Origin of the sequence: Denitrificimonas caeni (assembly GCF_027498055.1) — a bacterium.
GTDB lineage: Bacteria > Pseudomonadota > Gammaproteobacteria > Pseudomonadales > Pseudomonadaceae > Denitrificimonas.
Window position 1 is genome coordinate 2,793,223 of the sequence record NZ_CP114976.1, and the last position, 26,661, is coordinate 2,819,883.

Genomic DNA, 26,661 nt, shown 5'->3' on the forward strand with positions numbered 1-26,661 from the left:
ATTATAAAACCAGATTCATTAATTCTTCGGGTAGGTGATCAGGATTTTTAATATCCTCGAGATCAGCGCTGAGTAAATCATTCCATTTCTTCTCATCCCACAGCTGAAACTTATTCAACTGCCCTACTAGCATGACCTGCTTAGCTAAACCTGCCTGTTCGCGCAAACGCGCAGGAATCAACAGGCGGCCACTACTATCCAGCTCCAAATCAACTGCACTACCGATCAACAATCGGTTAAGTTGACGGGTTTCTGGACGTAGAGATGGCATTTGACTGAGCTGGGCTTCAATTCTTTCCCAGTCAGGCAAGGGATAAATACATAGGCACGGATCAGCAAGGTCGATGGTAATCACCAACTGACCTTCACAACGTTCAATCAGCTCCTCCCGATACCGACTCGGCATCGCAAGGCGCCCTTTGGCGTCAAGATTAATAGCGCTTGATCCGCGAAACACGGCTATGCCCCTATATTATGCAGTACTCCAGTAGAAAAACCCACTTTTTCCCACTTCATGCCACTTATGCACACTATAGAAATCAGAGCCACCCAGCGTCAAGCTATAAACACAAGAAAACCCATATAAGTCTGTAACTTAGCAGTGGTTAACTCATTCTGTTTCTACGCAACAAGGGAATAATAAAAATAACCGCATACAAACGAGCACCTTAACCACGCAAGTTAAAGTGTTTCATTAAGAGCTGGGCTTTTTTATGCTCTGACCAACGGTCGCGGGTCAGATAAAAGAGTGGAGAGTCGATCTATAAGCCGGGTTTTGTCGTGAACAGTCATTCCTCTAGGATCGCCATCACTGACGACCTCAAGCAACCTACCCGGATCCAGCGCGGGCCACGCCTAATGGATCCCTATTTGGTCTTGCTCCAAGTGGGGTTTGCCTAGCCACGGACTGTTACCAGCCGTGCGGTGCGCTCTTACCGCACCTTTTCACCCTTACCGGCACTTACGTGCTTAGGCGGTAATTTTCTGCGGCACTATCCGTAAGCTCACGCCTCCCAGGAGTTACCTGGCACTTTGCCCTATGGAGCCCGGACTTTCCTCCCTCTCACTACCGAAGTAGCGAAACAGCGACTGTCCGATCGACTCTCCGCAGCAAAGGTTACGGGGCATTGGCCGCCACCGCAAGCACTGATAATAAATTCTGCAATCGCCAACCGCTAGCACTGCAAATACCGCTCAGCCAAGGCAGGATAAACAGCGCACAAACACTTCAGAATCACCCTCAGCGCTGAATACAGTGGCCGCTCTCGGCAAAACCCCAAAGCCCTCACTGTTAGTTTTCAGCGACAAATGGCCGACAAAAGTCTAAAAAAGCCTTAAGATCCGTTCCGCAGTCACACAACCAAGCATCTCAACATCATCTCTCTGCCAACCCATGAGGAACACAATGAATTCAATTCTTGACCAATTAGTGTCGCTATTGAGTATGGAAACCATCGAGGAAAACTTATTTCGCGGCGCCAGCCAAGATTTAGGCTTTCGTCAGCTGTTTGGCGGCCAAGTTCTCGGGCAAGCCTTATCTGCAGCCAGCCAAACTGTCGATAGCGCACGGCAAGCCAACTCCCTGCATGGCTATTTTTTACGTGCTGGTGATGCGAAAAAACCCGTTATCTATCAAGTTGAACGCGTCCGTGACGGCGGCAGTTTTAGCACACGCCGGGTCACCGCCATTCAAAACGGCCACACTATCTTTACCTGCAGCGCTTCCTTCCATGAGCAAGAAGAAGGCTTTCGCCACCAAACTGAAATGCCTGACGTGCCGCAACCCGAAGACCTTATTCCTGAAGAAGAGTTATCACCGCACCTGGCCAAAGCTCTATCAAAAGAAAAACGCGATAAAATGCTCCGCGCCAAAGCCATTGAAACTCGTCCGGTACAAGTGCTTGACCCGCTTAACCCAGCCATCAGCGAGCCTATCAAGCAAGTTTGGTTCAAGGCCGCCGGCACTTTGCCGCAATCACCGGCACTGCACAAACACCTGCTGGCCTACGCCTCAGACTTTGGCTTGCTGACCACCTCTTTACTGCCCCACGGCGCATCGATCTGGCAACCGCAAATGCAAGTGGCCAGCCTTGATCACGCCATCTGGTTTCACGAAGAAGTGTGCCTCGACGACTGGTTGCTGTACTCCACGGACAGTCCTTGGGCGGGTAACTCGCGTGGTTTCGCCCGCGGCAGCATTTATACTCGGGACGGTCGCTTAGTTGCCTCGGTCGCCCAAGAAGGCCTCACCCGTGCGCGGGGCGACTGGCAGCACAAGGATATAATGGGTTAAACACATGCCAACACGCTTAAAATACTGTCAGCATTGGGTCTTTGATATGGACGGCACTTTGACCATTGCTGTGCACGATTTTTTATATATACGGCGGATGCTGGAAATACCTGAGCAGGCCGATATATTAGGCCACTTGGCATCACTGCCACAGACTGAGGCGCAACAAAAACATGCTTGGCTACTGGAGCATGAGCGCCAGCTCGCACTTAACTCGCAGCCAGCACCAGGGGCCATTGAGCTGGTGCAACAGCTGCACGAGCAAGGCCGCCAACTGGCCATTTTGACCCGCAACGCCAAAGAACTTGCTGTGCTAACCCTGCAAGCCATTGATCTGCTGGATTACTTTAGCGACCCTCTGATTTACGGCCGCGAACAAGCCACACCCAAACCACACCCTGATGGACTGCTTAAAATTGCTGCACACTGGCAAGTAGCGCCTCAGGAAATGATTATGGTGGGCGATTTCTCGATGGATTTAAAAACCGCAAAAGCCGCTGGCAGCTATGCTGTGCAGGTCAACACCAACGAAAACCTCTGGCCTGATTTAACGGACTTTCACGCCAAAGACTGCCGACAATTACTGCCCATTACCCGCTGACGCTGGCGTAGCCTAACGGGGTTTAGCCTTGCTCGGTTTTGCTTTAAGCTTGCCGCGCCCCTGCACAGCCAGCTTGGGCATTTGCCGCACAGCAACCACTTGCGGCTTGCTCTCTACAGGAAATGCATCGCCCAAATGAATCTGCCCAGATGCTAGAGCCGCTTTACCTTTTTTAGGCTTCTTCGGCTTTTTAACCCGCCCAACGCCTAAGGTTGTTTCTGGCAAACGGTGCTCAGCATAAAAGTCTGGCTCATCAAAGCGTTGCAACGTAAGCCCCAACAAGGCCTCAATAGCAATCAGCTCGTCCAGCTCATCAGCACTGACTAACGATACCGCCTCACCGGATAGCCCAGCGCGCCCGGTACGGCCAATGCGGTGCACATAATCGTGCGCAACAGTAGGCAGATCAAAGTTAATCACGTGCGGCAACTGCTCAATATCTAAGCCGCGGGCCGCCACATCGGTGGCAACCAGCAGTTGAATACGGCCTTTTTTAAAATCCTGCAAAGCTCGCAAACGTGCTGGTTGAGTTTTATCACCGTGAATCGCATCCGCGCGCACTTGCACGGCCAGCAGCTTTTTAGTCAGCAGTTCTGCACCCTTGCGAGTCCGCACAAACACCAAAACCTGCCCCCACTGACGGCTCTCCAATAGATGTAACAGCAAGTCGGTTTTGTCTTTTTTATCCACAACTATCAAATACTGCTTAACCGATTCCGCTGCCGTATGCTTAGGCGTGACATCAATGCGCACTGGCTCATTTAGTAATTTGCCAGCTAGGGTGCGAATAGGCCCAGAAAAAGTAGCTGAAAACAGTAAGGTCTGACGCTTTTGTGGCATCAAAGTAAACAGTGCATTCAGTTCTTGGGCAAAGCCCAAGTCCAACATGCGGTCTGCCTCATCCAGTATCAAAAACTGCATCTGATGAAAACGCACAGCATTTTGCTGATACAAATCCAGCAAGCGCCCAGGCGTTGCCACTAAAATATCGACACCGCGGCGCAGCTTCATCATCTGTGGGTTAATACTGACGCCGCCATAAGCCACCGCCGTGCGTAACGGCAACTCATGCAGATACTGCGCAATAGATTCATGCACTTGCTCAGCCAGCTCCCGGGTTGGCACCAAGACCAAAGCACGCACACAGTTAGGCTGCACTTTACCGCCCTGACTGAGCAATAACTGCAACACTGGCAAGGCAAAGGCTGCGGTCTTTCCAGTACCCGTTTGCGCAGCGGCTAAAACATCTTTACCGGCCAAAACCGGACCAATAGCCTGTTCCTGAACTGCGGTAGGCTGCTGATAATCAAGTCGCTGCAGATTACCCAGCAACGCCGGCATTAATCCTAAATGGGCAAAAGACATGTACTTCTCACTCTAAGCGTTATATCCCGTCATGGGTTGTGCAGCCATTCTACAGTGTTTAGCGCCCCGCCTCTTAAATACCGCACCGAATTACACCGGCTCAAGCAGCGCCTCCCAGCCACACCCCAGACTAAAACCCTAACAGAGCCCTAGCAGTGCTCATTTACCGAACAAACTGACTCAAACAATTAGCGATTATGCTACAAATAACATTCTCACCATGAATCGAGACCCGACCATGAGTTACTTGCGCACTCTCTTGCTGAGCATCGGCTTACTCTGCACTTTAACCTTAAGCGCTGAGCCGCAACCCACCGTCACTGTTGGTTATTATGAGTTTCCGCCGCTGTCCTACACCGACGCCAACGGCAAACCGCAAGGATCAGGCATCAAGCTCGCTGAGTCCATGCTCACCGAGCTAGGCTACAACATCGTTTTTAAAGGCCTGCCCTCGGCACGTCTGTATGCGCAACTGATTGCCGGCGAAGTCGATTTGTGGCCCGGATCGCTTGGCAAGCAAGAGCTTGCTGGGCATGTACTGGAAAGCTCCATCTACATTAATGAGGCCACTCTCGCTCTATTTCACCACCCTCACTCACCAACACCGCAACTACCGGACGATTTACAAGGTAAAAAAATCATTCTTATCAGCGGCTACAGCTATTGGCCACCGGTCACCGAATGGCTCGCAGACCCCAAGTTAAATATAACAACAGTGCGCACCAGTAAGCATGAAGCAGCCATAGCCATGTTATTACGCAAGCGCGGCGATTATTTACTCAATTACATCACCCCCATGCAAGAAACCCAGCAACAACTGGGCATGACCGAAATCAAGCTGCCTTATGTCAGCATTAATAGCATGCCGTTAACTTTTATAATTTCAAAAAAGTCACCCTATGCCAGCCAGCTACTTAAAGGACTTGAAGAAGCCTCGGATCTTGCAAGCCCACACCCCTTAACTGAGCAGACGCCTTAAACACATAAGAGCTAATGAGTTGCTTAATGATTTCACGTATAATTATTTTTTTACTTTAAAGAATTATTGATTATGTTCTCACCTGACGCCCTTATCGCCTCGGCAAAGCGCACCATCAGCCTTGAGCAAGACGCTATTAGCAGTCTGTTAGCGCGCATTGACGATAGTTTTGTCCGTGCTTGCGAGCTTATTCTCAACTGCAAAGGTCGCGTGGTAGTGGTGGGCATGGGTAAGTCTGGGCATATTGCGCACAAAATCGCCGCCACATTAGCCAGCACTGGCACCCCAGCCTTTTTTGTTCACCCCGCCGAAGCCAGCCACGGTGATATGGGCATGATTACCGCAGATGATGTGGTTTTGGCCTTATCGAACTCAGGCACCACCAACGAAATTGTTACGTTATTGCCGTTAATCAAACGCCTAGGTTTGACCTTAATTAGCATGACCGGCAACCCTGACTCAACCTTAGCTAACGCTGCACAAGTGAACCTCGACACCCAAGTATCGAAAGAGGCTTGCCCCCTTAATCTCGCCCCTACTTCGTCCACCACTGTCACTCTGGTGTTAGGCGATGCTTTAGCCATAGCACTGCTGGAAGCACGAGGCTTTACCCCTGAAGACTTTGCCTTTTCCCACCCAGGCGGCGCTTTAGGTCGACGCCTTCTGCTTAAAGTAGAGCATGTGATGCACAGTGGTGATGAATTGCCTGCAGTAACACGCGATGCCTCACTGCGTGCAACGCTGTTAGAGATGACCCAAAAAGGCTTAGGCATGACCCTGATTTTAGCGCCAGACCGCACTTTAGCCGGGATCTTTACTGACGGTGACTTACGCCGCGCGCTGGATAAAGGTATTGATGTGCGTGAGGCCAATATTGCCGAGCTGATGACTCACGGCGGCAAAACAGCACGCCCCGAGATGCTAGCGGCAGAAGCCTTAAAAATCATGGAAGATCACAAAATCAGCTCGTTGCCCGTGGTCAATGAAAACAACCAAGCCATTGGCGCTTTGAATATGCACGATCTATTACGTGCCGGAGTAATGTAATGCTAAACCTTGCCAATATCGATTTAGTCCAGCGTGCCCGCGGCGTACGCTTACTGGTATTAGATGTTGATGGTGTGCTCACCGATGGCAAATTGTATTTCTTAGCCGACGGCAGCGAAGCTAAAGCATTTAGCACTCTCGATGGCCAAGGCATTAAGATGCTCATGCACTCGGGCATCCAGGTTGCAATTATTACTGGGCGCACTTCTACCATTGTTGAGCGCCGTGCCGCCAACCTCGGCATCGAGCATGTGGTACAAGGCCGCGAAGACAAGCGCGTAGCCTTGGATGAATTGCTCAGCACACTGCAACTTTCTTACCAACAGGTTGCCTATTTGGGGGATGATTTGCCTGACTTAGCGCCAATCCGCTGTGTTGCCCTCGGCGTGGCCGTCGCCAATGCCAACAGCTTTGTGCGCCAGCATGCTCAAGCGGTCACCTCTTTACGTGGCGGTGAAGGTGCAGCACGGGAGTTCTGCGAGTTTATTATGGCCGCACAAGGCAGCCTGAGCGCAGCCCAAAACGCTTACTTATAAATACGGGTCATACCAATGTCCGCAAACCTACGTTTAGCCTTATTCTTTTTACCCATTGCGCTGCTGGTGGCGGCCTTAGGTTATTGGAATATAAACAGCTCACCGGATAGCAACGCCGCAACCGCGGCTGCAGACGACAAGATCATCGATTTTTTTGCACAGAACACCCATACTTTGCAATTTACTGAGACTGGCACACTGCATTATGAGTTGACCAGCCCCCACCTTGAGCACACGCAAAATGATGACATGACGCTATTATTGCAACCAGACTTATTGTTGTTTCGCGGCACTGAGCTACCATGGCACATCACCAGCGAGCGCAGCATCGTCAGCCCTGAGGGTGAAGAGGTTGAGTTAATCAAAAATGTGCGCATTGAGCGCACTGACGAACAGGGTCGCCCAACGATCCTCACCACCGAACAGCTCACCTATGTGCCTGCTACTGAATACGCCCATACCAAGCTTGCGGTAAGAATTGAAGCTGCCAACGGTGTGACTACTGGTGTTGGCATGCAAACCTATTTAAATCAAAGCAAAATGTATTTGCTTGCAAATGTGAGAGGCCGACATGAAGTTCGCTAAAACAAAAGCGTTAGTCCTTGCCACTGGCTTTAGTTTACTCAGCGGCTTGGCCCATGCCTTGCCCTCTGATAGTAGCCAGCCAATTAACATCCAAGCCGATAGTGCTGAACTGGATGACAAACGTGGTATCGCCATTTACCGCGGCGATGTTGTGATTACCCAAGGCACCCTAAAAATCACCGGCGACACCGTAACCATCACCATGAACAATGACGGTGACATTGACGTATTTACCTCAGAAGGCAAGCCTGCTTACTATGAGCAACTGCCATCGCCCGATAAAGAAATTGTCCAAGCCTACGGCCTAACCATCCAGTACTTTGCTAATACCGATAAAATCATCATCATTGACCAAGCCAAAGTTATTCAGCAGGGCAATACGTTCCGCGGCGAAAAAATCGTTTACGACACCAACCTAGAAATTGTCACTGCAGGTCGCGGCAAACAAGGCACCATCACCACACCAACCCCACGGGTTAACATGGTCATTCAGCCGAAAAACAAAGACAGCAAAGCAGAGTAAAATAATCCATGAGCAGCACCTTGACCGCAAAAAATCTGGCCAAATCTTACAAAGGCCGAACTGTTGTGCACGATGTCAGCCTGTCCATCAACAGCGGTCAAGTCGTTGGCTTGCTCGGCCCGAATGGTGCGGGTAAAACCACCTGCTTTTACATGATTGTTGGCTTGGTCAAAGCCGATAAAGGCAGTGTGTTAATTGACCAGCATGATGTCAGCTTCCAGCCGATGCACGGCCGCGCCCGTGCCGGGATTGGCTACCTGCCGCAAGAAGCCTCTATTTTTCGCAAGCTGAGTGTGGCAGACAATATCCTAGCCATTTTAGAGCTGCGCAAAGACTTAGACCGCACCGGCCGTCTGCAAGCACTGGACGAGCTTTTACAAGAATTTAACATCACCCACCTGCGCAACAACTTGGGCATGAGCTTATCGGGTGGTGAGCGCCGCCGGGTGGAAATTGCCCGCGCCCTTGCGACCAACCCAAAGTTTATCTTGTTAGACGAACCCTTTGCCGGTGTTGACCCTATTTCTGTGGGCGACATCAAACAAATCATCCAGCACTTAAAAGATAAAGGCATTGGCGTCTTAATCACCGACCATAACGTGCGTGAAACCTTGGATATTTGCGAAACAGCCTACATTGTCAGTGATGGACAAATTATTGCGATGGGCTCACCTGAAAGTATTCTCGAAAACCAGCTGGTACGTGACGTGTATTTGGGGCAGGAATTCCACCTGTAAACAGCGGTACAGCAAGGTCAGCAGCTCATTCAAATGCAAATAAAAGCAATTTTCGCACAATAATTGCTTGTCAAGTCTAGGCAAACAGCAAAAAATCAGGCATAAATCTTGCTAGGCGCTATCACTTAGCGCATTAATGATAAGGAGTTATGCCTTTCCGCTATGAAAGCCTCACTCGTATTAAAAATGGGCCAACAGCTGTCCATGACCCCGCAATTGCAGCAAGCAATTCGCTTACTGCAAATGTCGACCCTGGACCTACAAGAAGAAATCCAAGAGGCCCTAGAAAGTAATCCTATGCTTGAACTGGAAGAGGATGGCACCTCTGTTCAGAGCGATCCTGATGCTGCCAAAAAATCAGCCAGCGATGAATCTACCGCCCCGCAAGAAAACAGTCAGAGCACAGACACCGCTGCTGCGGCTGAACAGCCTGCTACGCAAAGCGACGATTGGCCGGAACAAATTCCCAGCGAGCTCGAAATCGACACCTCATGGGATGACATCTACCAATCCAGCGCCAGCAGTAACATTCCTAGCTCCAATAGCGAAGAGTGGGACTTTACCAGCACCACATCGGTCGGTGTCGACCTGCAAAGCCACCTGCTGTGGCAGCTCAACCTCGCTAAAATGACCGAGACTGATCGCACCATCGCCACCGTAATCATCGACAGCATTGGCGAGGACGGTTACCTACAAGAAAGCCTAGAGGAAATCCAAAGCTCCTTTGACCCGATGCAACACATTGAAATGGATGAAGTGGAAATGGTCCTCAAGCGGGTGCAGCAGTTCGAGCCCACAGGCATTGCTGCCCGCGACCTTAGCGAGTGCCTGCTACTGCAACTGCACAGCTTGCCCAGTGACACAGCATGGCTTGCACAAGCGCAACAGCTCTGTGCTGAGCACTTAGAGCTGCTCGGCGCCCGTGACTACAATCAAATTATGCGGCGCATGCGCATCAAAGAAGACGCACTAAAAAACATTGTGCAATTGATTCAAACCCTCAACCCGCGCCCAGGCTCAGTGATTGAAAGCAAAGAACCTGAATACATAGTGCCCGATGTTATTGTGCGCAAAGCCAACAACCGTTGGATTGTTGAGCTCAACCCTGAAATTGCCCCTCGTCTGGCGGTTAACGCCCATTACGCCAGTTTTGTACGCCGCGCCGACAACAGCGCTGACAACACATTTTTACGTACGCAGCTGCAAGAAGCGCGCTGGTTTATTAAAAGCTTACAAAGCCGCAATGAAACCTTACTCAAAGTCGCAACGGAAATTCTTGATTACCAACGGGGTTTCTTTGACTATGGCCCTGAAGCCATGAAACCCTTGGTACTGGCTGAAGTAGCCGAGGCAGTGGGCATGCATGAGTCAACCATTTCGCGGGTAACAACACAAAAATACATGCATACGCCACGGGGCATATTCGAGCTGAAGTATTTTTTCTCCAGCCACGTCAGCACCACACAAGGCGGCGAATGCTCATCCACGGCTATTCGCGCCATTATCGAAAAGATCGTAGCAGCAGAAAACCCAAGAAAACCATTGAGTGACAGTAAAATCGCTGGTTTACTGGAAGAGCAAGGTATTCAAGTGGCACGTCGCACCATTGCCAAGTACCGTGAAGCACTTGGCATTGCCTCTTCAACCGATCGGAAACAACTCTTATAGACATTGGTCAGTAACACTTATTTTACGCAGGCGTTACAATCCTGCTAAACAACGCACTAACAACAGTGCTGCTAAGGAGAAGAGTATGCAAATCACTATCACAGGCCATCAATTAGACGTCACTGAAGCCCTACGTGAGTACATTAATAATAAATTTGCTAAGCTAGAGCGTCACTTCGATAAAATCACTAGCATCCGCGTGACCTTGAGCGTTGAAAAAGTAAAGCAGAAAATTGATGCGACTCTGCTAATTGCCGGCGGTGAAATTATTGCCAACGCTGAGCACGAAGACATGTATGCGGCCATTGACCTCCTCGTTGACAAACTGGATCGTCAATTAATTAAACACAAAGAGAAACTACTGGCCCGTCAAAAAGGCGCCCTAGAACGTTAATACTTATATGATTCGATTAGAACATATACTGACCCCGGAACGCTCCAGAGTGAACGTACCGGGGGGCAGTAAAAAGCGCGTACTTGAATACATCGCCCACTTAATTTCTGCCGACTTACCAGACATCGACGAAGCTGTGCTGTTCGAAAGCTTAGTTGCTCGGGAAAAGCTCGGTTCAACAGGGTTTGGCGATGGTATTGCAATACCCCACTGCCGCTTAATGGGTTGTCATACACCCATTAGCGCAATCTTACGCTTAGAAACAGCAATTGATTTTGATGCCATTGATGGCGAGCCCGTGGACCTACTGTTTGTTCTTTTGGTACCTGAAGCTGCCACTGATGCACACTTAGAATTACTGCGCCAAATTGCCAGCATTTTTGAGCAAGACAAGGTACGCGAACGCCTGCGTAGCGCGCCAAACAATGCAGCCTTATACCAAGCTGTACTCGATGCGCAAAACTAGAGGTCTTTACCTATGCGTTTAATTATTGTCAGCGGCCGCTCAGGCTCGGGCAAAAGCACAGCTTTAGATGTATTGGAAGATAATAACTTTTACTGCATTGATAACTTGCCGGCGATGTTACTCCCAGAACTGGCGGAACGGACCCTGCTCGCAACTGAGCTAGCTTACCCACAGATTGCAGTATCCATTGATGCGCGCAACCTGCCCAACCAGCTAGAACGCTTCCCTGAATTACTCGCAGATTTGCGGGAGAAACATATTGTCTGCGATGTGCTGTATCTAGACGCTGACAACGAAACCCTATTAAAAAGATTTTCCGAAACACGTCGACGCCACCCGTTGACCAATGACTCGCGCTCCCTAGCCGAGGCGATTCAGGAAGAGAAGACTCTGCTCTCGCCAATCATTGATCTGGCTGACCTAACCATTGATACCTCACAGCTTAATTTGTACCAACTACGGGACATTATTAAACTGCGCTTACTGAATAAGCCCGAACCTGGCACTGCCTTTTTAATTGAATCCTTCGGCTTTAAGCGTGGCGTTCCTGTGGATGCCGATGTGGTATTTGATATCCGCTGCCTGCCCAACCCCTATTGGAAACCCGACCTGCGCGCATACTGCGGCCTTGACCAACCCATTGTTGACTACCTGGGTGAGCAAGCCGATGTGGAAGAGATGTACAACGACATTTACACTTACTTAGCTAAATGGTTGCCGCGCTTTGCCGCCAGTAATCGGGCTTATGTCACCATTGCTATTGGCTGTACCGGTGGCCAACACCGCTCAGTGTATATGGCCCAGCGTTTAGGTCAGGCGCTCGGCAAAGAACTTAGCAATGTACAAATCCGCCACCGCGATGTTGTACGCTCAGATAGCCAAACAGATGCCTAGCTGCCAAGTCACCATCATCAACAAACTGGGTTTGCATGCTCGGGCCGCAGCTAAATTCGTTGCGGTTGCCAGCAGTTTTCCGTGCCAGGTCAGTGTTGGGCGTACACCCGAGCAACTCTGTAACGGCAAAAACATTATGTCAGTGATGATGCTAGCTGCCAGTAAAGGCACCCAACTGCATATTAATGCGCAAGGTGAGCGAGCAGCAGAAGCTTTGGCAACCTTAGAAGAACTGATTGCCCAACGCTTCCACGAAGACAGCTAAGGGTCTTCTGCTGTGCAGCAGAAGACCCTTAGCCAATATTTAAGCAATGCGGGCCATCCACCAATGGGTCATTAATCAGTGTGCTGACACGGCGCTCATGCAGCTGTGGTTGTGTGGCTGCTAAAAGCTCGAGTAACTGCTCAGTGCTACTCTCAGGGTTGAGCCACAGCGCTTGCTGCTCGGCATTGAGTAAAACTGGACGACGCAAATTAGCCGCTTGCTGAGTCAGCATCGCCACACTGTAATAATCACGCCCCGGTACCGAGTAAACATCCCAAAGCCCCGCAAAGTACGACACAGGTTCCGCCGCACTCAACCAAAACGGCTGCTTGCGGTGTTGGCCGCGCCACTCAAAAAAACCATTGGCAGGCAGCAAACAACGTTGGCCATGCCAAGCTTTTTTAAACATTGGCTGTGTGTGCACAGTTTCGGCCCGCGCATGGGCCACTGCGCGCGTTAAATCAGTCATCCAAGCGGAGGTGAACCCCCATAAAGCCAAGGTTGCGTGACGCTCCTGTTCCTGCTGATAAATCATTAACACTTGCGATTTTGGCGCTAAATTCCAGTGCGCGCGCATGTGCTGCGGAAAACCTGGCAACTGCGCCATGGCCTCTGGCCAATTAAACAAAGCATAGCGTCCCGACATAAATCGACTGACCTTTTGTTAACACTCTAAAATGCCGTGCCGCACGCCTGGCTGCGGCTCCGACGTACCATCCACAAGGGGCGTTGCTTGCTGATAACTGCTGATTAACTCACGGGCTTCTTGCGCTTGCGCATCGCTCACCATCAGGCCTAGCAAACCTAACGCAGGCAGCTCTCCCATACCGCCAACCAAGTCCGCACCCTGTAAAAACACCTCGATACCTTCGCTGCGCAACATACTCATCAGCATTTGTGCTTCCATTAAATCCACTGGCTCATGAATCCTTTGCACCTTAGATCTCCTCTGCAAGTTATTCACTAATACGGGTATAATAGCCCAATAAACCTACCCCACAGCGCCTAAAGCCCTGAACAGCATCCGAACAAGAGAATTACATGGATCAATTTGACAGTATTCGCCCCTACAATGACAACGAAGTGGCGTCTGTATTGCAACGTTTGCTGGCTGATGTCGATTTTTTATCCATCATCACTCAGTACCGTTTCCCTGTGGCCTCACGCTATTTTGGCTGGTTATTACGCCCCATCATTGCTGGAAAACTGCGCAGCGAGCTGAAAGCAGTCAATAGTGTTGCCGCCCTGCAAGAACGGATTGAATCCTATGTGGAGCGCAGCATTAGCCAAGCCACAGACGGCATCAGCTTTTCTGGTATTGAGCACTTGCAAGATGGCCAGCCGCACTTGTATTTAGCCAATCACCGCGACATTGTGATGGACCCAGCATTTGTTAATTACGCTTTATTTCAAGCACAACACAGCACGCCGCGCATTGCCATTGGTGATAATTTATTACAGCGGCCCTTTGTTAGCGACCTGATGCGCATCAACAAAAGCTTTATCGTCCACCGCTCATTGACGAACCGCCGTGAAAAGCTGACGGCATTTCAACTGTTATCGGCTTATATCAATCACTCCATTTTGCAAGACCGTGAATCCATTTGGATTGCCCAGGCCGAAGGACGTGCCAAAGATGGTGATGACCGCACCGAAAGCGCTATTTTAAAAATGTTTCACTTGTCGCGTAAAGATGAAGACTTTGCGGCAGTGATTGCTTCCCTGCGCTTAACCCCCGTGGCCATCAGTTACGAATACGACCCATGTGATATTGCTAAAGCGCGCGAACTCTATATCCGTGCCACAACCGGTGAGTACAACAAAGAAATTGGCGAAGACGACGCCAGCATTGCCCAAGGTATTACCGGCTATAAAGGCCGTGTGCATGTGCATTTCTGCCCCGTGTTAAGCAGCGGTTTTACTGATGCAAAACAACTGGCCAATTTAGTTGATCAGCAAATCTGGCGCGATTACCGTTTATTCCCCGTGCACTATTTAGCTTGGGCACTATGGGATCAGCAAGATGCGGGCTTAGAAGTGCCTGATATTCATGACGTGTTTGAGCAGCAAGAAGTACTCACTGCGCAACGCGAATGGCAACGCCGCTTAGCCGCCTGTCCAGCAGAGCATCGCCCTTATTTGATTATGCAGTACGCCATGCCACTGCAGAACCAATACCGCTGCAACGCTCTCCACGCCTAATTTTCGCAGACAACTGCACACGCTCCTGAGGTTTTTATGTCCTGGTTACAAGTCCGTTTAGCCATCCAACCCGATCAAGCTGCACACTGGGAAGACACTTTACTGGAGCTCGGCGCAGTATCCGTGACCTTTATGGATGGTGAAGACCAGCCTATTTATGAGCCAGACTTAGGCACCACGCCGCTCTGGAATCACACCCATTTGCTGGCCTTATTTGAAGACAGCGTTGATCCTGAGCTACTGCGCCAACACATTCAGTTGCTCGGCGGCACCAAAACGCCAGAGTTAGAAATCGAGCCGTTAGAAGATCAAGACTGGGAGCGCAGCTGGATGGATAACTTCCAGCCGATGCGCTTTGGTCAACGCTTATGGATTGTACCCAGCTGGCACACAGCTCCAGAGCCGGACGCGGTGAACTTATTACTTGATCCAGGCCTGGCCTTTGGTACGGGCACTCACCCAACCACAGCTTTATGCTTGGAGTGGCTCGACGGGCAAAATTTAGATGACTGCAATGTGCTCGACTTTGGTTGCGGCTCTGGCATTCTGGCCATTGCCGCGAAACTCTTAGGCGCTGCGCAGCTGACCTGTACTGATATTGATAGCCAAGCGTTAGAAGCGACACGGGATAATGCCCACCGTAACGCCATTGCTGCGCAAGATATGCTGGTGTATTTACCGCAGGATATGCCTGCTGGCCAGTTTGATGTTGTGCTGGCAAATATTTTAGCTGGACCGCTGGTCGAGCTGGCTCCGCAATTGATTGAGCGCACCCGCCCCGGTGGACGCTTGGCGTTATCGGGCATCCTCGCAGAGCAAGCTGAGGAAGTGCGGGATGCTTACAGCGCTGCCTTTACCTTAGCGCCCACTGCAGAAAAAGACGGCTGGGTATGTATTTCTGGTATTCGCAATTAATCCAGATTGCGATACAGTCACTGCCGCTCAACCACACTATTGCGCTAGACTACAGGCCTTGATGCTCACTCTGAATTTGACTCAACCATGACCGATACATTTATTACACAATGCCCACATTGTCAGACCAGCTTCCGTCTGCAACGCAGCCAGCTTACCGCTGCGCGCGGTTCGGTACGCTGCGGTGCATGCTTGCAAGTATTTAACGCGGCCAGTCAAATCAGCAGTGAACCTGCCCAGCCAATTGTGCAGCCTAACGTCAGCACCTTAACCGCAACTCCAGAGCATATAACAGATACAGCACAACCCGAAGCCACTCTAAGCAAAGCCAAAAAATCCAATGACGCTGCAGCGCAACCCTTAATGATTCATGACGATATGGATCTAGGTGACTTAGATGACATTGATCTCGATGAAGAGTTAGCGCGCTTAGAGCGCGAAGAACAGCAGCGGGCGAGAGAAGTCAGCGAAGCATTTGCCAACATACCGCCCAGCGCTACACCTAGTATTGATCCTGAAGCCGACCTGCCCTCAGGCCTCAGCGCGATAGCTGAAGATGACTGGAGCGAGGAATTACTGGCACAAGAGCCTGTGGCGCAATTAAGTAGCGTTGTTGCGCAAGACAGCGCCAGCACAACACAAGCTATTGAGCCCACAGCCGTCGAACCTGTGACTGTCGCTGCGCCAGCTAAAAAAACCGCAGCAGACATAAGCATTGAACCCAGTATTGATCATCTCAGGCATTTGGCCGATGAGCCTTTGCGCTTGGACTGGCAGCCACAAAAAAGCCCTTGGCGACGTTGGCTGGCTTGGGGCGCACTCAACAGCTTGGCCCTACTGCTGTTGCTGGGCCAATACACCTACTACAACTTTAACGAACTGGCCCGCCAAGACAATACGCGGCCATGGTTAGAAAAAATTTGCCCGTTAATTGACTGCCAGCTGCCCTCTAAAGTGGATGTCCAGAAAATTAAGAGCAGTAATTTACTGGTACGCAGCCACCCCGAATTTAGTGGCGCTTTACTGGTGGATGCGATTATTTACAACCGCGCGGCTTTTACCCAGCCCTTCCCCCTGCTGGAACTCAACTTTATGAATCAACAGGGTACAGCGGTAGCACGCCGGGTGTTTAAACCGGCAGAATACTTGGGCGGTGAACTGGCAGGGCAAGCACAAATGCCGCCACAAACACCCATTCATATTGCTTTAGAAATTTTAGAGCCAAGCGGTGGCGCCGCCAGTTACACTTTAGATTTTGTCTCGCCAGACTAAGCACAACTGCAGCGCCGCCCTCGCGTAACGCTGCAATTTTCCAGCCTCGCTTAACTACCTGCCACCTTCATTCGCTCAATTAAGACTGAACCGGTGCAGACACTGCCACGTCGATCCAAATCATTACCAATTGCCACGATCTGCTGGAACATATCACGCATATTGCCGGCGATGGTCACTTCTTGTACCGGAAACTGTATTTCACCGTTTTCGACCCAGTAACCACCTGCACCACGGGAGTAGTCGCCGGTGACCATATTTAAGCCTTGCCCCATAAGTTCAGTAACTAATAATCCACGGTCCATTTTTTTCAATAAAGCCGCTTGATCATCATTGCCATGCGTAACGAACACATTACGCGCACCACCTGAGTTAGCCGTGCTAGGCATACCCAACTTACGTCCGGAGTAGGTGCTGAGCATGTAATTCACCAGCTCACCCTCTGCGATAAAATGCTTGGCGTAGGTCGCCAGACCGTCACCATCAAACGCACTGCTGGCTAAACCGCCCTGCAACAAGGGCCGCTCATCTAAACTAAACCACTCTGGGAATAGTTTTTGCCCTAAAGCACCCACTAAAAACGATGAGTTTCGATACTGATTACCACCAGCTATAGCACCCAGCAAGCTTCCAAATAAGCCTCCGGCCAACTCTGCAGCAAACAGCACTGGCACATCGCATGTGGGCACTGAACGCGCACCTAAGCGACTTACAGTGCGCTGCGCGGCGCGACGCCCAATACTGGCGGCATCATTGAGCAAATCCGCACGGCGACCATAGTCGTACCAGTAGTCGCGCTGCATCTGCCCTTCGGCCTCAGCAATCATCACGCAACTGATACTGTGCCGTGTGCCGGCATGCCCAGCAACTAAACCATGGCTATTACCGTATACCGTGCAACCCACGTCGCTATTGACGCTGCTGCCATCCGCATTGGTAATACGAGGATCAGCGTCAAAGGCGGCCGCCTCGCATTCCAAAGCCATCTCAATGGCTTGCGCTGGTGTTAAATCCCAAGGGTGCCATAAATCTAAATCTGGAAAGTCGGTGGCCATCAGTTCTTTATCGGCCAAACCAGAGAACTCATCCGGTGAAGCATACTTAGCAATGGCCAAAGCTGCTGCTACGGTCTTGGCAATGGCATCATCACCGACCACTGTAGTACTGGCTGAGCCTTTTTGCTGCCCCTTATATACAGTAATCGAGAAGCCCTGATCACGATTAAACTCAACCGTCTCAACTTCACGCTGACGCACACTGGTTGATAAGCCTTGCTGCACAGAAACTGCTACTTCGCAGGCGCTAGCACCTTGCTGTTTAGCCGCTGCGAGAATTTTCTCCACCTGACTTTTTAATTCAGGTATCACTTGCGGGCCAACACTTTCACTTAAACTCATAGTTACTCCAAAGCATTTTCACAAGACTCTATAAACCTAAGAGTCTTGCTCTGTTATCATGGCATCCTAACTGATTGGAACACCGTTATGTCTGACTACATCAATGACTCACTGGACGAAGAAAAAAGCAAATCACAAGTCAAACGTGAAATGCTTGCCCTGCAAGAGCTGGGTCTGCGTCTTTCTGACCTTAAACCGGAACTGCTGGATAAAATGCCGCTCAGTGATGAGCTGCGCAGAGCTCTGGCAGAAACCTGTAAACATACCGCGCATATTGCCCGTAAACGCCATTCGCAATTTCTCGGTAAGCTGCTGCGCAATCACGATATTGATGCAATCATGCAGCCTGTCAATTTAGTTGACAGTCAAACCCGAGAATACAACGACCGCTTTCACGCTTTAGAACGTTGGCGTAACCGCTTAATCAGTGACGGCGACAGCGCCCTACAAAGCTTTGTGGAAGACTACCCCAGCACTGATATTCAGCACCTGCGCAGTTTAATCCGCCACGCCCAGCACGAACTTAAACAAAATAAAGCACCCACTGCTTCGCGTAAAATATTCCGCTACTTACGCGATCTCGACGAGCAACGCTTAGGCCTTAAATAAAAGCGTCCAGAGTGCGCATCAGCTGACCAACAACCGATGCGCGCAGGCCACTTTTAGCTACCTGTTCCCCCCACAGTAATGCCATCAATCTTCAATGTCGGCTGCCCAACACCCACAGGCACCGTCTGTCCGGCTTTACCACACATCCCCACACCGCCATCAAGCTCTAAATCATTACCAACCATAGACACTTGACGCATGGCTTCAGGGCCATTACCAATCAAGGTGGCACCTTTAATGGGCGCAGTGATTTTTCCGTCTTCAATTAAGTAGGCTTCACTGGTGGAAAACACAAACTTACCGCTGGTGATATCCACCTGACCGCCACCCAGATTGGCACAGTAAATACCGCGCTTGACTGAACGGACAATGTCTTGCGGCTCACTCTCGCCCGCAAGCATATAGGTGTTGGTCATGCGCGGCATGGGCACATGCGCATAGGATTCTCGGCGACCATTACCCGTTGGAGCAACCCCCATTAAGCGGGCATTCATAGTGTCTTGCATATAACCGCGCAGGACACCGTTCTCAATTAAAGTGTTGTATTGGCTCGGGGTGCCCTCATCATCAATGCTTAACGAACCACGGCGGCCAACTAAAGTGCCATCATCGACGATGGTGCATAAACTGGACGCTACTTGTTCACCAACTTTACCGCTATAAGCAGAGCTGCCTTTGCGGTTGAAGTCACCCTCTAAACCATGGCCCACCGCCTCATGCAGCAAGACCCCACTCCAGCCTGGCCCGAGCACCACTGGCAAAGTACCCGCCGGCGCAGCAATGGCCTCAAGATTAACCTGTGCTTGCCGCACTGCTTCACGGGCATAGGCCATGGCACGGTCTTGCTCTAAAAAGTAACGGTAATCGCTGCGTCCACCACCGCCGGCAGTACCGCGCTCACGTCGCCCATTGTGCTCAATAATCACACTGACATTAAAACGCACCAAAGGACGCACATCTGCAGCTAAGCGACCATCTAAAGTGGCAATCAGGACTTGCTCCCACGATCCGGTCAAGCTCACCGTGACCTGAGTAATCCGCGCATCTAATGCACGGGTAGCCGCATCCACTTGCTTAAGCAGGGCCACCTTCTCTTCACGGCTCAACACTTGCAGCGGATTATCGGCTGGATATAAAGCAGTATGCGCCACAGACTGAATGGCGATAGGCTGCACTTGCTGGCCCGCTTGAGCAATGCTGCGCGAGGCTTGCGCCGCTTGTAACAGCGCTGGCATGGTCAAAGCATTGCTGTAAGAAAAACCAGTTTTCTCACCGGCCAATGCACGCACACCTACGCCTTGATCAAGGTTAAAACTGCCTTCTTTAACAATCCCCTCCTCCAGCACCCAAGCTTCAGATATACGGTTTTGAAAATACAGGTCAGCAGCATCAATACCAGGGCCGGCTAACTCACTAAATACTTTGCCAAGTTGCTCTGGCGCTAAGCCTGTGGGCGCTAATAAAACCGAGCTAACGCTGGCTAATAAATCACTCATTCTGTGTCCTCTGTTTCTGCCGACGCTAACTGCGCGACAGAAAATTGTTTATGTTGCCAAACTGGCATCCGTTGGCGAATATCGGCTTGTTCGGCGGCTGCATAAGTACTCACCACACAGCCAGCTCCCGTAGGTAGCTTCGCTAGTACGCGCCCCCAGGCATCCACTATCATTGAATGACCAAAGGTTTCACGCCCAGGCGCATGCTCTCCGCCTTGGTTGGCGGCCAAAATTAAACATTGGGTTTCAATCGCACGAGCACGCAATAACACTTGCCAATGGGCGGCACCGGTTAATGCCGTAAAGGCCGCTGGCACACTGATTAATTCAGCGCCGGCATCACGTAACGCCGTATACAACTCTGGGAAGCGCACGTCGTAACACACCGTCATTCCCAAGCGGCCCACTGGCGTATCCACCACAGTGCAACTGCGCCCCCGCGCATAATGCGCAGATTCATTATAACGGCCTTGCTGATCACCCACCGCCGCATCAAATAAATGCAATTTATCGTAGCGCGCTACATTCTCACCAAACTCATTAAATAGCAAAGAGCTAGCGCAAGGCTTGCCCTGTTTCTGCCCCTCTGGCAATAACGGTACAGTGCCCGCCACTATCCATAGCCCCAACTCCCGCGCAGCTTGTTCCAGCATCGCTAAGATTGGGCCTTGGCCGCTGGCTTCAAGTTCAGCGATGCGTCCCACATCCACCTTACCCATTGCCGCAAAGTTCTCTGGCAGCACCGCCAAACGTGCGCCTGCAGCTGCAGCCTGCTCTAATAAGTCACGGGCTAGGCTCAAGTTCGCCGCAATATCCTTACCCGACACCATCTGAATAACAGCAACGCTCATAACTACCGCACCCTCTGTTTGATAAATTGCGCTCGCGCTCAAGCTACCGCCAATCTTACAGGGTCATACCCTGGGCACAACAGCTAAGCTGCTTATGCCATACTACTGAGCTGTCTAATAACTGATTGACCTATGACTCTAGATATTAACCAACTACAGTGTGCGCAGTGGCGGCAAGCCTTTGCAAACGGCGATTTTAAACGGGGCAAAGCCTACGCTGCGCAGGGTCGCAGCACCTTAGTCAGCTTGCAAGAGCAAACCCTCAAGGCCCGCTGCCGTGGCTCGGTAGAAAAAAGTTATCAACAACGCATCACTCTACTGGCGCAAGCCGGTTATTACGATATCAATGGTCAATGCTCATGCTATGTGGGTTATAACTGTAAGCATGTGGTTGCCGCCCTACTCACTCTGGAGCAGCAACAACAGCTTGGCCAAGCACCGCAGAGTGCAGCCAGCACCGCGCCAAACCCAGTAAAAGCAAACACCAAACAAACACTGCACATTAGCGATGCACCGGTACTGCCGCCCACGCCACAACTGACCTTCGGCAGCGTAACCCTGCAACGTTACGATATGCGCAGCGGACGAACGCTCACCACAGTCCAGCACCGCGCAGCGCTAGCCTTTAATTACCAAGGTCACCTCTGCAGCGGCAAACCCAGTACTGACTTTCTGGCCAGTACCGGCCCTTATCAGCGCTTGCGCATTTACCGCGACCTAGCCTTTGAGCAGCAGTGCCGCACACAGCTGCAGCAGCTTGGTTGGCAAGCATCTTTACGGCAAAGTGAGGCCGTGCCAGAAAGTGCAGGTGATCCTTATGAGTTAGCCAGTGAGCAAGCCTGGTTGGCCTTTATGCAGCACCCCTTACAGCAGCTACGCGAACAAAACTGGCAGATTGTCATGCTGCCGCAGTTTCAGCTCAACCTCTTAGCCATTGACAATTGGTACGCCAATATTGATGAGTCGCCTGGCTTAGAATGGTTTTCTTTGGAGTTAGGCATTGAAGTGGCTGGGCACTCCATTAGCTTGCTGCCGATTTTATTACAGCTTATTCGTCAGTCGCCGCAATTGCTCGACCCTAGTTACCTTGCACAACGCGACGATCATGAAGTCACTGCGGTGTATATCGCCAAACTCGGGCAGCGTGTGGCGCTGCCTTATGCTCGCATCCGCCCCGTGCTCCAAACCCTCGCTGAGCTTTATATTCGCGAAGCCATCACTGACGAACACAGCCTGCGCTTACCGCGCCAAGAAGCTGCACGCTTAACACACTTACAAGCACAGGGCATTGAATGGCATGGCGGTGCTAACATCCGCCAACTTGCCGAGCGCTTATCACAACCGCTAGACACCTTAAGTCCAATCCCTACTGGTTTAACAGCCACTTTGCGTGATTATCAACATGAGGGGCTGACTTGGTTACAAAACCTGCGGCAAATGGGTATGGGCGGGGTTTTAGCTGACGACATGGGGCTGGGCAAAACCTTACAAACCCTGGCCCATATTCTCAGTGAAAAAAATGCGCAACGTCTGCAACAACCGGCATTGATCATAGTTCCCACCAGTCTTCTGGCCAACTGGCAAGACGAAGCAGCGCTGTTTACCCCACAACTGCAGGTCTTGACCTTACACGGCGCACAACGGCAAACATTATTTGCGCAGATTACCGAGGCTGATATTGTCCTCAGCACCTACGCACTGCTTTCCCGTGACAGCCAGCATTTATTGGCACAAAACTGGCATATTGTCGTCCTCGACGAGGCGCAGACTATTAAAAACCCGCGCAGTAAAGCTGCACAATGCGCTGGCCAACTCAACGCCAAGCAACGCCTTTGCTTAACGGGCACACCACTGGAAAATAATTTAAGTGAACTTTGGTCGCTGTTTAATTTTGTGATGCCCGGCTGGCTCGGTGATGCCAAAAGCTTTAATAAGCACTATCGCCACCCCATCGAAAAACAGCAAAATGCGCAGCGCTTAGCCCACCTGCAAGGACGTCTCAAACCTTTTATTTTAAGACGCGATAAGCAGCAAGTGGCCAGCGAACTGCCAGAAAAAACCGAAATAACCCAATACATAGACTTAACCAGCAGCCAACGTGATCGCTACGAAACCTTACGCCTGGCCATGGATAAAAAAGTTCGTGACGAAATACAGCGGGTTGGTTTAGCTCGCAGTCACTTTGTCGTCCTTGAAGCCCTCTTACGGCTGCGCCAAGTCTGCGGTGACCTGCGCCTTCTGAGCGCCGCCGACGCCGAACAATACAGCAGCCAGGACTCGGCAAAAATGCTGCACCTCATGGCGATGTTACGTAGCTTTACCAGCAGCGGACGGCGTATTTTAGTCTTCTCGCAATTTACCAGCATGCTGGCTTTAATTGCCGCCGAGCTAGAGAAAGCACAGATTCCTTTTGTCCAGCTTACGGGCCAAACCCGCGACCGCCGCAGCCCTGTGGCACTCTTTCAGTCAGGACAGGTACCAGTATTTTTAATCAGTTTAAAAGCCGGTGGTGTCGGCTTAAATTTAACTGCTGCGGATACCGTAATTCATGTTGATCCTTGGTGGAATCCCGCCACAGAAGCCCAAGCCAGTGACCGTGCTTACCGCATTGGACAGACTAAACCTGTATTTATTTATAAGCTCATTGCCCGCGGCAGTGTCGAAGAAAAAATTCAACACCTGCAGCAGCACAAAGCCGCGCTAGCACGCAGTATTCTTGAGGCAGGCAGCAGCACCAGCGCCACCTTAGAAAGTGCCGACATAGCCAGCTTACTGGCTCCGCTAAACAGCTAAAGGCGCAGCTTTTATGTCTACAGAGCAAGGTTTTTTGTTATGCTGCGACTCACGACTTAAGGAGTATTGACGGTGAAAAATAATCGAGTGGAAAAGTTACGGGCATGCTTGCACGACTCTGCTGAGTCTGTAGGCAACCTCTTAGTAGAGGCTTTCCATTATTTGGCGCTGTTTGCCATTGGCGGCATTACTGCTTGGGCGGGCACCATGGCGGCGTTGGAAATGTTTAGCAAAGGCGCAGCAACCATTGATGATATTTTACTGTTATTTATCTACCTAGAATTAGGCGCCATGGTGGGCATCTACTTTAAAACCAACCATATGCCAGTGCGCTTTTTAATTTACGTGGCAATTACTGCATTGACTCGCCTGATGATTTCAGACATCTCCCACCATAATGAGCCCAATATGGGTGTTGTCTATGTCTCCGGTGCTATTTTATTACTGGCCATTTCAGTCTTGGTGGTGCGCTTTGCCTCAGCGCGCTTCCCTGCCATCAAGCCCACATCCAAACGCCACTCAGTCAGCGATGAAAGCCATGAGGGCACTGAGCCAAACTGAAAACAGCGCAGCAAAAATGCTAGTTGCCAGTTATTTACCTGGTACTGGCATTGGAAATGACATGACATTGCCCGCAGCTGCTTCACTGATGCGGGCTACACCTAAGCGCTCTACTTCATCAATGCGCACAATGGCTTGTAAAGGCACATAGCTGCGAATAACACCTTCAAATTGCGCCTTAAGCTTCTCCTCACTGGGATCAACCACAACCTGTGTGCGCTCACCAAAGACAAACTCTTCAATCTCTAAAAAGCCCCAAAGATCGCTTTGATAAATTGCTTTTGCATACATTTCAAAGACCTGACCTTGATTAACAAAGATCACCTTAAAAATTGGGTTCTCGCTTTTACTCATAACCGCATAAAACTCTTAAACAAACGGATGCGCAGCTTAGCATAACCACCATCTTCTGTAGCTTTAGTCTGCACACTTAACACATCTTAATCGACCAAGCAGATCACTGCCAAAATTAAGCGTTTAAGCATTGTCATGCTAAAGGCTTGACATGAGAATGAGAATTGTTATTATTAACTCAACTGATCGCAAGGTCAGCTGGTAACGAAGAAACCAACAGGTCGGTTTTCAAGTTATCTCCTCATCAGGCTAAACACGGTTTTGACCCGCACTTGCGGGTCTTTTTTTATCTGCAATAAGTTGCAGCCCCTCTAATCGATCTGCCCTTAATTTCACTGCTGCTATGTCTGACCTTGCTTGTGATAAATCACAGACACAAAAAAGCCAAGCACTAGGCTTGGCTTTAAAGTCAGCATGGCGGCGTTTATAAAACACCGCCTGTCAGGAAGCTAATTAACGCACACCTGATTGACGCAAGGCGGCTGGAGTAAAGTCACCGGTGGTGGCTTCAAAACCAAACTCATAAGCTTGCTTCTCTTCGTTCTTCATACCTAAGGCTAAGTAGCGGCCAGACTGCAGGTCATAAAGTGTTTCAATGGTGTACCAAGGTACAAGCTTGTTGTAGTAATACACCGCGTGTGCTTCAGCAACACGCCACAGGTTACCGCGGCCATCGTAATGGTCGATTTCTGCTGCCTGCCAGGTATCTTCATCAATGTAGAAATCACGTTTTGCATAGATATGACGCTCACCATCTTTCAGGGTTGCTGTCACATGCCAAACACGGTGTAACTCATAACGGCTCAAGTCTTGGTTAATGTGACCCGCTTGAATAATGTCAGAGTACTTAAGCTCAGGTGAATCTAGACCAAAGCTGTTGTACGGAATATAAATTTCTTTTTTACCGTGCAACTGCCAATCGTAACGGTCAGGAGCACCGTTAAACATATCGAGGTTATCTGAGGTACGTAAACCATCAGCTGCTGTACCTGGACCGTCATAAGATACTTGTGGTGCACGGCGGACACGACGCTGACCAGCGTTATACAACCACGCCATACGCGGCTCTTTAATTTGGTCAAGTGTTTCGTGAACCAGCAGCACGTTACCTGCTAAGCGCGATGGTGCTGTTACTTTTTGTTTAAAGTAAAAGAGAACGTTGCTCGGCTTGCTTGCATCGTAATCTTTGAGCTTAGTTGGAAACACAAACTCATCATCAAAGTAAACCAGCGAGTAAGAACCATTGGTCTGTGGTGTTGCTTGCGTCACAACACGCTTAACACTACCACCACGGTAACGCGTAATATGATTCCAAATCACTTCCAAACCGTTTTGTGGAATTGGGAAGGCATTGGCCACTCTAAAGTTTTCTAAGCCGTTACCACCTTGCACCATTTTGGTCTTAAGTGCGTTTTCTTTAGCTGCCTCAATCACTTCATCCGGCATAGTTGCTGAGCGATGAGTTTTATAAATAGGCATACGGTAAGTATCAGGGTAGCGTTTCATCAACGCTTGCTGACCTGGCGTCAGGTTTTCTTTGTACTGATCCATATTTTGCGCAGTGATGGTAAACAAAGGTTTTTCATCTGCGTAAGGATTGCCTAGAAAACCGCGGGCATCAATTTGCGCGGCATCCACAGCCAAACCACCGGTCCACTCAGGAATCGTACCTGCCGCATTACCAGCTTTCTCAGCACCAAATGGCGTTAAAGTTGTACCCAGTTGTGCTGCTTGATCTGCAGAAACTGCAGCCATCACGCTACCAGCAAACAACGACAGTGCAAATACCGCCCCAGTTTGCATTAAAGTTTTATTTGTTTTCATTGATAAAGTCTTCCTAAAGAGTAAAAAAATTGGG

The 26,661-nt window shown here is 50.3% G+C and carries 28 protein-coding genes and 1 other RNA gene; 19 read left to right on the forward strand and 10 right to left on the reverse strand.

Going from position 1 to position 26,661, the window contains the following annotated elements; translation table 11 throughout:
• Position 1: 1 nt before the first annotated feature.
• Positions 2–457 (reverse strand): division/cell wall cluster transcriptional repressor MraZ, encoded by a 456-nt coding sequence (gene mraZ, locus O6P33_RS12965; RefSeq protein ID WP_269818181.1) that lies wholly within the window; start codon positions 455–457, stop codon positions 2–4.
• Between the two features lie 291 nt (positions 458–748).
• An RNA gene (rnpB, locus tag O6P33_RS12970) (RNase P RNA component class A) lies at positions 749–1,105 on the reverse strand.
• Between the two features lie 300 nt (positions 1,106–1,405).
• On the opposite strand from rnpB, the gene tesB reads away from it, so the two are divergent.
• Together tesB and O6P33_RS12980 are read left to right on the forward strand one after the other, a co-directional pair.
• The gene (gene tesB / locus O6P33_RS12975; protein ID WP_269818182.1) at positions 1,406–2,293 is read left to right on the forward strand and encodes an acyl-CoA thioesterase II; all 888 of its coding nucleotides are present in this window, start codon (positions 1,406–1,408) and stop codon (positions 2,291–2,293) included.
• A gap of 4 nt (positions 2,294–2,297) precedes the next feature.
• Complete coding sequence (locus O6P33_RS12980; protein ID WP_269818183.1) at positions 2,298–2,894, forward strand: HAD family hydrolase; 597 nt, start codon at positions 2,298–2,300, stop codon at positions 2,892–2,894.
• A 12-nt stretch (positions 2,895–2,906) separates the two neighbouring features.
• Here the strand turns inward: O6P33_RS12980 and O6P33_RS12985 are convergent, their stop codons facing one another.
• Positions 2,907–4,259 (reverse strand): DEAD/DEAH box helicase, encoded by a 1,353-nt coding sequence (locus O6P33_RS12985; RefSeq protein ID WP_269818184.1) that lies wholly within the window; start codon positions 4,257–4,259, stop codon positions 2,907–2,909.
• A gap of 220 nt (positions 4,260–4,479) precedes the next feature.
• Between O6P33_RS12985 and O6P33_RS12990 the strand changes: the two genes are divergently transcribed.
• From O6P33_RS12990 to O6P33_RS13040, 11 genes are all read left to right on the forward strand, one after another.
• Positions 4,480–5,238 (forward strand): substrate-binding periplasmic protein, encoded by a 759-nt coding sequence (locus O6P33_RS12990; RefSeq protein ID WP_269818185.1) that lies wholly within the window; start codon positions 4,480–4,482, stop codon positions 5,236–5,238.
• A gap of 72 nt (positions 5,239–5,310) precedes the next feature.
• Complete coding sequence (locus O6P33_RS12995) at positions 5,311–6,285, forward strand: KpsF/GutQ family sugar-phosphate isomerase (protein ID WP_269818186.1); 975 nt, start codon at positions 5,311–5,313, stop codon at positions 6,283–6,285.
• A complete protein-coding gene (locus O6P33_RS13000) occupies positions 6,285–6,821 on the forward strand; it encodes a KdsC family phosphatase (RefSeq protein ID WP_269818187.1) in 537 nt (178 codons plus the stop codon). Before O6P33_RS12995 ends, O6P33_RS13000 begins: the two co-directional genes overlap by 1 nt.
• Before the next feature lie 15 nt (positions 6,822–6,836).
• Entirely contained in the window at positions 6,837–7,406 is a 570-nt protein-coding gene (gene lptC / locus O6P33_RS13005) for an LPS export ABC transporter periplasmic protein LptC (protein WP_269818188.1), read from the forward strand.
• Positions 7,393–7,929: a lipopolysaccharide transport periplasmic protein LptA gene (gene lptA, locus O6P33_RS13010; RefSeq protein WP_269818189.1), complete on the forward strand. Its 537-nt coding sequence runs from the start codon at positions 7,393–7,395 to the stop codon at positions 7,927–7,929. The genes lptC and lptA overlap by 14 nt, the downstream gene beginning before the upstream one ends.
• Before the next feature lie 8 nt (positions 7,930–7,937).
• On the forward strand, positions 7,938–8,666 hold the full coding sequence (lptB, locus tag O6P33_RS13015) for an LPS export ABC transporter ATP-binding protein (protein ID WP_269818190.1): 729 nt from the start codon (positions 7,938–7,940) through the stop codon (positions 8,664–8,666).
• Between the two features lie 162 nt (positions 8,667–8,828).
• Positions 8,829–10,334 carry an RNA polymerase factor sigma-54 gene (locus O6P33_RS13020; RefSeq protein ID WP_269818191.1) on the forward strand — a complete coding sequence of 502 codons (1,506 nt, stop codon included), beginning with the start codon at positions 8,829–8,831 and terminating at the stop codon, positions 10,332–10,334.
• A gap of 85 nt (positions 10,335–10,419) precedes the next feature.
• Positions 10,420–10,728 carry a ribosome hibernation promoting factor gene (gene hpf, locus O6P33_RS13025; RefSeq protein WP_269818192.1) on the forward strand — a complete coding sequence of 103 codons (309 nt, stop codon included), beginning with the start codon at positions 10,420–10,422 and terminating at the stop codon, positions 10,726–10,728.
• Between the two features lie 7 nt (positions 10,729–10,735).
• A complete protein-coding gene (gene ptsN / locus O6P33_RS13030) occupies positions 10,736–11,194 on the forward strand; it encodes a PTS IIA-like nitrogen regulatory protein PtsN (protein ID WP_269818193.1) in 459 nt (152 codons plus the stop codon).
• 12 nt (positions 11,195–11,206) lie between these two features.
• On the forward strand, positions 11,207–12,088 hold the full coding sequence (gene rapZ, locus O6P33_RS13035) for an RNase adapter RapZ (protein WP_269818194.1): 882 nt from the start codon (positions 11,207–11,209) through the stop codon (positions 12,086–12,088).
• Positions 12,081–12,353 carry an HPr family phosphocarrier protein gene (locus O6P33_RS13040; RefSeq protein ID WP_269818195.1) on the forward strand — a complete coding sequence of 91 codons (273 nt, stop codon included), beginning with the start codon at positions 12,081–12,083 and terminating at the stop codon, positions 12,351–12,353. The genes rapZ and O6P33_RS13040 overlap by 8 nt, the downstream gene beginning before the upstream one ends.
• A 28-nt stretch (positions 12,354–12,381) precedes the next feature.
• Here the strand turns inward: O6P33_RS13040 and O6P33_RS13045 are convergent, their stop codons facing one another.
• Positions 12,382–12,999 carry an SOS response-associated peptidase gene (locus O6P33_RS13045; protein ID WP_269818196.1) on the reverse strand — a complete coding sequence of 206 codons (618 nt, stop codon included), beginning with the start codon at positions 12,997–12,999 and terminating at the stop codon, positions 12,382–12,384.
• Between the two features lie 18 nt (positions 13,000–13,017).
• On the reverse strand, positions 13,018–13,290 hold the full coding sequence (locus tag O6P33_RS13050) for a DUF2007 domain-containing protein (protein ID WP_269818197.1): 273 nt from the start codon (positions 13,288–13,290) through the stop codon (positions 13,018–13,020).
• A gap of 104 nt (positions 13,291–13,394) precedes the next feature.
• Here O6P33_RS13050 and O6P33_RS13055 point away from each other — a divergent pair, with 104 nt between their 5' ends.
• The 3 genes from O6P33_RS13055 (at position 13,395) to O6P33_RS13065 (ending at position 16,742) form a co-directional block, all read left to right on the forward strand.
• Positions 13,395–14,555, forward strand: a complete 1,161-nt coding sequence (locus O6P33_RS13055) for a 1-acyl-sn-glycerol-3-phosphate acyltransferase (protein ID WP_269818198.1) — start codon at positions 13,395–13,397, stop codon at positions 14,553–14,555.
• Positions 14,556–14,591: 36 nt separating this feature from the next.
• Positions 14,592–15,470, forward strand: coding sequence for a 50S ribosomal protein L11 methyltransferase (gene prmA / locus O6P33_RS13060; protein ID WP_269818199.1), 879 nt, complete (start codon positions 14,592–14,594; stop codon positions 15,468–15,470).
• 87 nt (positions 15,471–15,557) lie between these two features.
• The gene (locus tag O6P33_RS13065; protein WP_269818200.1) at positions 15,558–16,742 is read left to right on the forward strand and encodes a DUF3426 domain-containing protein; all 1,185 of its coding nucleotides are present in this window, start codon (positions 15,558–15,560) and stop codon (positions 16,740–16,742) included.
• Between the two features lie 50 nt (positions 16,743–16,792).
• Here the strand turns inward: O6P33_RS13065 and pmbA are convergent, their stop codons facing one another.
• A complete protein-coding gene (pmbA, locus tag O6P33_RS13070) occupies positions 16,793–18,139 on the reverse strand; it encodes a metalloprotease PmbA (protein ID WP_269818201.1) in 1,347 nt (448 codons plus the stop codon).
• An 87-nt stretch (positions 18,140–18,226) separates the two neighbouring features.
• Between pmbA and yjgA the strand changes: the two genes are divergently transcribed.
• Positions 18,227–18,748 (forward strand): ribosome biogenesis factor YjgA, encoded by a 522-nt coding sequence (yjgA, locus tag O6P33_RS13075; RefSeq protein WP_269818202.1) that lies wholly within the window; start codon positions 18,227–18,229, stop codon positions 18,746–18,748.
• A 53-nt stretch (positions 18,749–18,801) separates the two neighbouring features.
• On the opposite strand, the gene tldD is transcribed toward yjgA, so the two are convergent.
• Both tldD and O6P33_RS13085 read right to left on the reverse strand, forming a co-directional pair.
• The gene (gene tldD / locus O6P33_RS13080; protein ID WP_269818203.1) at positions 18,802–20,244 is read right to left on the reverse strand and encodes a metalloprotease TldD; all 1,443 of its coding nucleotides are present in this window, start codon (positions 20,242–20,244) and stop codon (positions 18,802–18,804) included.
• Positions 20,241–21,095 carry a carbon-nitrogen hydrolase family protein gene (locus O6P33_RS13085; protein ID WP_269818204.1) on the reverse strand — a complete coding sequence of 285 codons (855 nt, stop codon included), beginning with the start codon at positions 21,093–21,095 and terminating at the stop codon, positions 20,241–20,243. The genes tldD and O6P33_RS13085 overlap by 4 nt, the downstream gene beginning before the upstream one ends.
• 132 nt (positions 21,096–21,227) lie before the next feature.
• Between O6P33_RS13085 and O6P33_RS13090 the strand changes: the two genes are divergently transcribed.
• Both O6P33_RS13090 and O6P33_RS13095 read left to right on the forward strand, forming a co-directional pair.
• On the forward strand, positions 21,228–23,888 hold the full coding sequence (locus O6P33_RS13090; protein WP_269818205.1) for a DEAD/DEAH box helicase: 2,661 nt from the start codon (positions 21,228–21,230) through the stop codon (positions 23,886–23,888).
• Positions 23,889–23,960: 72 nt separating this feature from the next.
• Positions 23,961–24,449 carry a phosphate-starvation-inducible protein PsiE gene (locus O6P33_RS13095; RefSeq protein WP_269818206.1) on the forward strand — a complete coding sequence of 163 codons (489 nt, stop codon included), beginning with the start codon at positions 23,961–23,963 and terminating at the stop codon, positions 24,447–24,449.
• 30 nt (positions 24,450–24,479) lie between these two features.
• Here the strand turns inward: O6P33_RS13095 and O6P33_RS13100 are convergent, their stop codons facing one another.
• A complete protein-coding gene (locus O6P33_RS13100) occupies positions 24,480–24,803 on the reverse strand; it encodes a DUF1820 family protein (protein WP_269818207.1) in 324 nt (107 codons plus the stop codon).
• 453 nt (positions 24,804–25,256) lie between these two features.
• Positions 25,257–26,627, reverse strand: a complete 1,371-nt coding sequence (locus O6P33_RS13105; RefSeq protein ID WP_269818208.1) for a DUF1329 domain-containing protein — start codon at positions 26,625–26,627, stop codon at positions 25,257–25,259.
• Positions 26,628–26,661: the final 34 nt, after the last annotated feature.